Source organism: Aeromonas sp. QDB56, assembly GCF_027705505.1.
GTDB classification, from domain to species: Bacteria; Pseudomonadota; Gammaproteobacteria; order Enterobacterales; family Aeromonadaceae; genus Aeromonas; species Aeromonas caviae.
Genome location: NZ_JAPDBZ010000009.1, coordinates 56,788 through 62,920, shown reverse-complemented (window position 1 = coordinate 62,920; position 6,133 = coordinate 56,788). Strand labels below are relative to the sequence as shown.

Here is a 6,133-nt window from a genome sequence, read left to right as displayed (position 1 = left end):
AGCCTTGCTCCCCCAACTCAAGTCGCATTTATGAATAATTAGTCAAAAATGTGCTTATCTGAACAGCATTGCGCCTCTCGGCGGGTTTTTCATTGCATCGGACTGCGGGTCGATTACTCGGCCTGGGCTGCCTGGATGCCGGTCAGGGCGATGGTGTAGACGATGTCGTCCACCAGGGCGCCGCGGGAGAGGTCGTTGACCGGCTTGCGCATGCCTTGCAGCATGGGACCGATGGAGACCAGCTCGGCGGAGCGCTGTACCGCCTTGTAGGTGGTGTTGCCGGTGTTCAGGTCCGGGAACACGAACACGGTGGCCTTGCCGGCAACCGGGGAGTTCGGTGCCTTGGACTTGGCGACGTTCTCCATGATGGCCGCATCGTACTGAAGCGGGCCGTCGATGATGAGGTCGGGACGCTTGGCCTTGGCCAGCTCGGTCGCTTCACGCACCTTCTCCACGTCCGCGCCGGCGCCGGAGGTGCCGGTGGAGTAGGAGATCATGGCCACGCGCGGCTCGATGCCGAAGGCGGCGGCGGAGTCGGCGGACTGGATGGCGATCTCGGCCAGCTGCTCGGCAGTGGGATCCGGGTTGATGGCGCAGTCACCGTAGACCAGCACCTGATCCGGCAGCAGCATGAAGAAGATGGAGGAGATCAGGGAAGAGCCCGGGGCGGTCTTGATGATCTGCATCGGCGGACGGATGGTGTTGGCAGTGGTGTGCACCGCACCGGACACCAGACCGTCTACCTCGTTGCGCTCCAGCATCATGGTACCCAGTACCACGTTGTCTTCCAGCTGCTCGCGGGCAACCACTTCGGTCATGCCCTTGTTCTTGCGCAGCTCGACCAGACGAGCCACATAGCGCTCGCGCACGGCAACCGGATCGATGATCTCGACGCGGTCGGTCAGGATCACGCCCTGCTGTTCAGCGACGCGGCGGATCTCTTCCGGGTTGCCCAGCAGCACCGGACGGGCGATACCGCGCTCGGCACAGATGGCGGCCGCCTTGATGGTGCGCGGCTCTTCCCCTTCCGGCAGCACGACGCGCTTGTTGGCCTGACGGGCCAGCTCGGTCAGCTGATAGCGGAAGGCCGGCGGGCTCAGGCGACGGGAGCGGGTGGACTTGGCGGAGAGGGACTCGATCCAGTGCTTGTCGATGTGACCAGCAACGTAGTCTTGCACCAGCTCGATACGCTCGCGGTCATCTTCCGGGATGTCGATGTTGAAGTTCTGCAGGCTGACAGCGGTCTGCCAGGTGTTGGTGCCGGTGATCATGATCGGCAGACCGGTGGCCATGGCCTGTTGGCACAGGGCCATCACCTGGGGTTCCGGATGGTAGTTGCCGGTCAGCAGCAAGGCACCCAGCTTGACGCCGTTCATGGCGGAGAGGCAGGCGGAGACGATGACGTCGGAACGGTCGCCGGAGGTTACCAGCAGGCTGCCCGGACGGAAGTGCTCGATCATGTTGTGGATGGAGCGGGCGCAGAAGGTCACGGTCTGCAGGCGGCGGCTTTCCAGCTCACCCTTGTTGATGATCTTGGCGGCCAGGTGCTTGGCGAGATCCTTGGCGCGCGGTGCGATCAGCTGGGTGTTCCAGGGGATGCAGCCGAGGATGCGCAGCGGGCTCTTGCCGAAGACCTGCAGCACTTCCAGGTTGTGGCCGGTGTCGGCGCCGTGGTGGTGCGCTTCGAACATCTCGGTCAGGTCGGGACGGGTCACGCCGTGCTCGTCAACCGGGGCACCCACCTTGTTGATGACGCAGCCCACGATGCGCGGGTTGTTGACGCCACCGAAGTTGGAGCAGGCCAGCTCGATGCGCTCTTTGAGCTTCTGGCTGGAGTCGTTGCCCGGATGGGTCACGAACACCATGTCGGCGTCCAGCGCCTTGGCGACGTCGTAGTTCAGCTTGTTGGCAAAGGGTTGCTTGTCGGTCGGAACCAGGCCCTCGATCACCACCACTTCGGCACCGCTGGTCTTCACGTGCTCTTCGAAGCGGGCCACGATCTCTTCCAGCAGGATGTCGGTGTTGCTGGAGGTGATCATGTTCTCGGCGTAGGAGAGGGCGAACGGCTCGGGCGGGTTGATGTTGGCAGCGGCGCGGATCACGGCGGTGGAGCGCTCGGTACCGGTTTCACCCGGACGCGGCTGGGCGACCGGTTTGAAGAAGCTGACATTGACACCGTGACGTTCCATGGCGCGAACGACGCCAAGACTCACGGAGGTTACGCCGACACCAGTGCCGACCGGGATGAGCATAATAGTGCGTGCCACTTATTACCCCTTGTTCATTTTTTGGGATCAGGAAAAGGCCGCCCTGGGGCGGCCTTGCTCTACAGCTAATTTATGCGCCGACCAGTTCCAGCGCGTCGTGGGCGATGACCCACTCTTCGTTGGTCGGGATAACCAGGGCCTTGGTGGAACCAGCCTTGGTGATCTCGCCGCCCTTGCCGAAGCGAGCCTTCAGGTTGGCGTCGTGGTCGACGTCAAAGCCCAGCAGGCCCAGCTTGTTCAGGGTGATCTCACGGATCGGGGCGGAGTTCTCGCCGATGCCGCCGGTGAAGACCACGGCATCCAGACGACCGTCCATGGCGGCGGCGTAGGCACCGATGTACTTGGCCAGACGGTAGCAGTACACGTCCATGGCGCGCTTGGCTTCTTCCTTGCTGTCGTAGTTGTCTTCAACGAAACGGCAGTCGGAGGTGACTTCGGTCAGACCCTGCAGGCCGGATTCCTTGGTCAGCATGGTGTTGATCTCGGCAACGCTCATGCCCAGCTTGTCGTGCAGGAAGAAGATGATGGCCGGATCGATGTCACCGGAACGGGTACCCATCACCAGGCCTTCCAGCGGGGTCAGGCCCATGGAGGTGTCGACGGACTGGCCGTTCTTGATGGCGCAGACGGAGCCGCCGTTGCCCAGGTGGCAGTTGATGATGTTGAGCTCTTCCACCGGCTTGTTCAGCTGCTTGGCCGCTTCCAGGCTGATGTAGTAGTGGCTGGTGCCGTGGGCGCCGTAGCGACGGATGCCGTTCTCTTTGTAGAGCTTGTACGGCAGGGCGTACAGGAAGGCTTCTTCCGGCATGGTCTGGTGGAAGGCGGTGTCGAACACGGCGACGTTCTTCTCGGCCAGTTCCGGGAAGACCTTCAGGGCGGCACGGATACCGATCAGGTGAGCCGGGTTGTGCAGCGGTGCGTAAGGAATGGCGGCTTCGATGCCGGCAATGACGTCATCACAGATGCGAACGGAGGAGGTGAAACGCTCGCCGCCGTGTACCACGCGGTGGCCGATGGCGATCAGGTTCTTGGACAGTTCCGGGTTGAGCGGCAGGATCTTGTGAACGATGAAGTCCAGCGCTTCCTGGTGAGCGGCACCGGCACCCAGATCAGCGTTGCCTTTCTCGCCGTTCAGCTTCCACTTGATGCGGGCGTCGTCGAGGTTGAAGCATTCGGCCAGGCCGGACAGCAGGTCATCACCGGTGGTTGCGTCAATGACAGCAAACTTCAGGGACGAGCTGCCACAGTTAAGAACAAGAACCAGCTTACTCATGAATAAATCCTATCGCAGATTGGGTTGGGTTGGAGGATGCGCCGGACGCGGTGCGTCCAAAAACTATCAACTTATCCTTATGAGGGTTGGCAATCTGTTGCTTGCCCCTTGTATAGTGATACAAGACCCGAAATTCAGACGTCCCTGACTGGTCAGTGGCCGTGCCCCAGCGTAAAAATGGGCGTACAAAGGATAACCTGATTGTTGAAAAATAACAAAGTCATCCTCAACCTTTGTTATTGCCTCTCAAATATTGTCGAGGTTTTGCCGTTAATGCGTTCGAAAAGAGCTCGGAGGTAGCATGAGCATGAACATTTTTGGAACTAAATTACAGCAAGGCCGTCATTATATGACTCTTTGGCCGCGCCGTCCCGAGCTTAATTCCATGTTCCCGGAGAATCGGGTGATCAGGGCCACCGAGTTCGCCCTCAAGGTGATCCCGGCACTGGCGGTGCTCAGCGTCATGGTGCAGTTCCAGTTTGGCGAGCTTCATTACTGGCCCTCCGTGATGGCGTCCGTGCTCTTCCTGCTCAGCCTGCCGCTGCAAGGGTACTACTGGCTCGGCCAGCGCGCCGATACCCGCCTGCCCCCCTCCCTCGCCACCTGGTATCGGGAGATAAACGGCAAGATGAACGAGCAGGGCGGTCAACGTCAGCTGGTGGCCCGTCCCCGCTACGAAGAGCTGGCCGATACCCTCAACGCCGCCTTCAAGCAGCTGGACAAATCCTTCCTCTACGAATGACTTTCCGAAGTCAGACTGACGACAAAGGCGCCCTCAGGCGCCTTTTTCACATTCAGGCGGCCAGCACCTTGCTGATCTCCTGGATGGAGAGCTTGTACTGACGGGGGCACTGACGCCAGACCGCCAGCATGCGCTGGTACTTGTCCCGCATGGCGATGTCGCTGGAGAGCTCGTCGCAGGGGCAGGGCAGTTCGGGGAAGCGCTTGTCCACTTCCAGCAGGAAGCAGACGTAATCCGCCAGTTCCCGCTCCTGGCTGCGGCTGTAGCCGTTGAAGGCAAGGCGGCTCTCGTTGACATCGGCCCGAGCGCTGGCATCCAGGTTGCCCCAGGAGATGGCCAGTGCATGGTGCAGCTCCAGAGTGTCCAGCACCTCCTGGCAGGTGGCGAGATCCAGATGGCCGAAGCTCTTCTCCAGCTCGAGGATCTGCAGGCAGTAGCCGCGCTCGACGATGGTGCTGGCACGCTGGTAAAACGCCGCCTTTTCCGGATTGAGTTTGGCCAGGATCTCGTACTGGTTGCTCAGGATCAGGCGTTCGGTGTGGCTCATGTTCATGGGCTGTCTCGCTGGAAAATGAATCTGGGGTCACGTTAACCCATATCCAGGATGAATTTTTTGATCTGAGAGGGGAGGTTGGCGAGAAAAGGGGGGAAGAGGCGCCCTGGTGAGCCGCCAGAGAGTGGGGGCTGATGCCGTGGTGAAACGAGCAGGGCCCGCCATGGCGAGCCCTGCAACAATGCCGCTGGTGGCTTACCCCTTGACGAGGTTGAGCACCACCTGATGGTGATCGCTGGTCTTGAACTTGTCGAAGCGATGGGCAACCTTGCCCTCTTCGTCGATGAGGAAACTCAGGCGATGGATGCCGTCATACTCCTTGCCCATGAACTTCTTCGGACCCCAGACGCCAAAGGCATCGGCCACCGCGTGATCCTCATCGGCCAGCAGGCGGAAGTTGAGGTTGTCGCGCTCCTCGAACTTTTTCAGGCGCTTGGCGCTGTCAGGGCTGATGCCGAGCACCACCACATTGAGGGCAGCCAGCTCGCTATTGACGTCGCGCAGACCGCAGGCCTGGGTGGTGCAACCCGGGGTCATCGCCTTGGGATAGAAATAGATCAGCACCTTCTTGCCGCGCAGGTCGGCGAGGCGAACCTGATTGCCGTCCTGATCGGAGAGGGAGAAATCGGGGGCCTGGGTACCAGCTTCTAGTGGTGACATGGGGTCTCCTCGGATAAACGCCGTCAGGCGTACTTGTGATTGACGATGAATTCGAACGACTCGGCGCCCAGTCCACGACAGAAATCGGCGAAGGCTGTCTTCGAGCCAGGCTCTTCTCCCTGCTTGGAGAGATTCAACTGAAAGTTCGCCTTGAGCAGGTTGAAGGGCTGCTGTTCCAGGGTGATGGTCTGCATGGCCTGGATGTCCCAGCCGTGATCGCTGAAGAACTGGGTGCACTGACTTACGATGCCCGGCTGATCCCGGATCAGCACCTCTGCGCTGGCGCTGATGTCATATTGCAGGGAGTGGTGGCGCTCGGTGCGTTTCATCATGGTGATGAGATCCCACTCCTGGCTGCGCAGTGGGAGGCTGATTTCCAGTTGCATCAGGCTGTTCCAGTCACCGGACAGCAGCATGATGAAGGTGAATTCGTTGCCGAAGATGCCAAGACGGCTGTCGACAATGTTGCAACCGCAGCCACTGACGTGACGGGTCACCTCATTGACGATGCCAGGCCTGTCCGTGCCGATGGCCGTTACGACCAGGTAGTGAGTCATAAATCGTCTCTCGTCCATTATTGAGAATGCGTTGACCGCGGGGGCCGGCACCCTGCCGTGAGGCCTCTTGTGCGCGCGTGC

At 60.6% G+C, this 6,133-nt stretch carries 6 protein-coding genes; 1 reads left to right on the top strand and 5 read right to left on the bottom strand.

Going from position 1 to position 6,133, the window contains the following annotated elements:
* Positions 1-113: 113 nt before the first annotated feature.
* Together pta and OKB81_RS02890 are read right to left on the bottom strand one after the other, a co-directional pair.
* Positions 114-2,267 carry a phosphate acetyltransferase gene (gene pta, locus OKB81_RS02895; RefSeq protein ID WP_160838216.1) on the bottom strand — a complete coding sequence of 718 codons (2,154 nt, stop codon included), beginning with the start codon at positions 2,265-2,267 and terminating at the stop codon, positions 114-116.
* Positions 2,268-2,337: 70 nt separating this feature from the next.
* A complete protein-coding gene (locus tag OKB81_RS02890; protein WP_010673162.1) occupies positions 2,338-3,540 on the bottom strand; it encodes an acetate kinase in 1,203 nt (400 codons plus the stop codon).
* 301 nt (positions 3,541-3,841) lie between these two features.
* Here OKB81_RS02890 and yfbV point away from each other — a divergent pair, with 301 nt between their 5' ends.
* On the top strand, positions 3,842-4,282 hold the full coding sequence (gene yfbV, locus OKB81_RS02885; RefSeq protein ID WP_039040944.1) for a terminus macrodomain insulation protein YfbV: 441 nt from the start codon (positions 3,842-3,844) through the stop codon (positions 4,280-4,282).
* A gap of 52 nt (positions 4,283-4,334) precedes the next feature.
* On the opposite strand, the gene OKB81_RS02880 is transcribed toward yfbV, so the two are convergent.
* The 3 genes from OKB81_RS02880 to OKB81_RS02870 form a co-directional block, all read right to left on the bottom strand.
* On the bottom strand, positions 4,335-4,835 hold the full coding sequence (locus tag OKB81_RS02880) for a YfbU family protein (RefSeq protein ID WP_039040945.1): 501 nt from the start codon (positions 4,833-4,835) through the stop codon (positions 4,335-4,337).
* A gap of 195 nt (positions 4,836-5,030) precedes the next feature.
* Entirely contained in the window at positions 5,031-5,495 is a 465-nt protein-coding gene (gene bcp / locus OKB81_RS02875) for a thioredoxin-dependent thiol peroxidase (RefSeq protein WP_160838214.1), read from the bottom strand.
* Positions 5,496-5,518: 23 nt separating this feature from the next.
* Entirely contained in the window at positions 5,519-6,052 is a 534-nt protein-coding gene (locus OKB81_RS02870) for a glycine cleavage system protein R (protein ID WP_010673166.1), read from the bottom strand.
* Positions 6,053-6,133 lie beyond the last annotated feature (81 nt).

What these genes read in the sequence shown, in the direction of transcription:
- bcp (WP_160838214.1), bottom strand. Translation starts at nt 5,495, where the DNA reads ATGTCACCACTAGAAGCTGGTACCCAGGCCCCCGATTTCTCCCTCTCC.
- OKB81_RS02890 (WP_010673162.1), bottom strand. Translation starts at nt 3,540, where the DNA reads ATGAGTAAGCTGGTTCTTGTTCTTAACTGTGGCAGCTCGTCCCTGAAG.
- yfbV (WP_039040944.1), top strand. Translation starts at nt 3,842, where the DNA reads ATGAGCATGAACATTTTTGGAACTAAATTACAGCAAGGCCGTCATTAT.
- OKB81_RS02870 (WP_010673166.1), bottom strand. Translation starts at nt 6,052, where the DNA reads ATGACTCACTACCTGGTCGTAACGGCCATCGGCACGGACAGGCCTGGC.
- OKB81_RS02880 (WP_039040945.1), bottom strand. Translation starts at nt 4,835, where the DNA reads ATGAACATGAGCCACACCGAACGCCTGATCCTGAGCAACCAGTACGAG.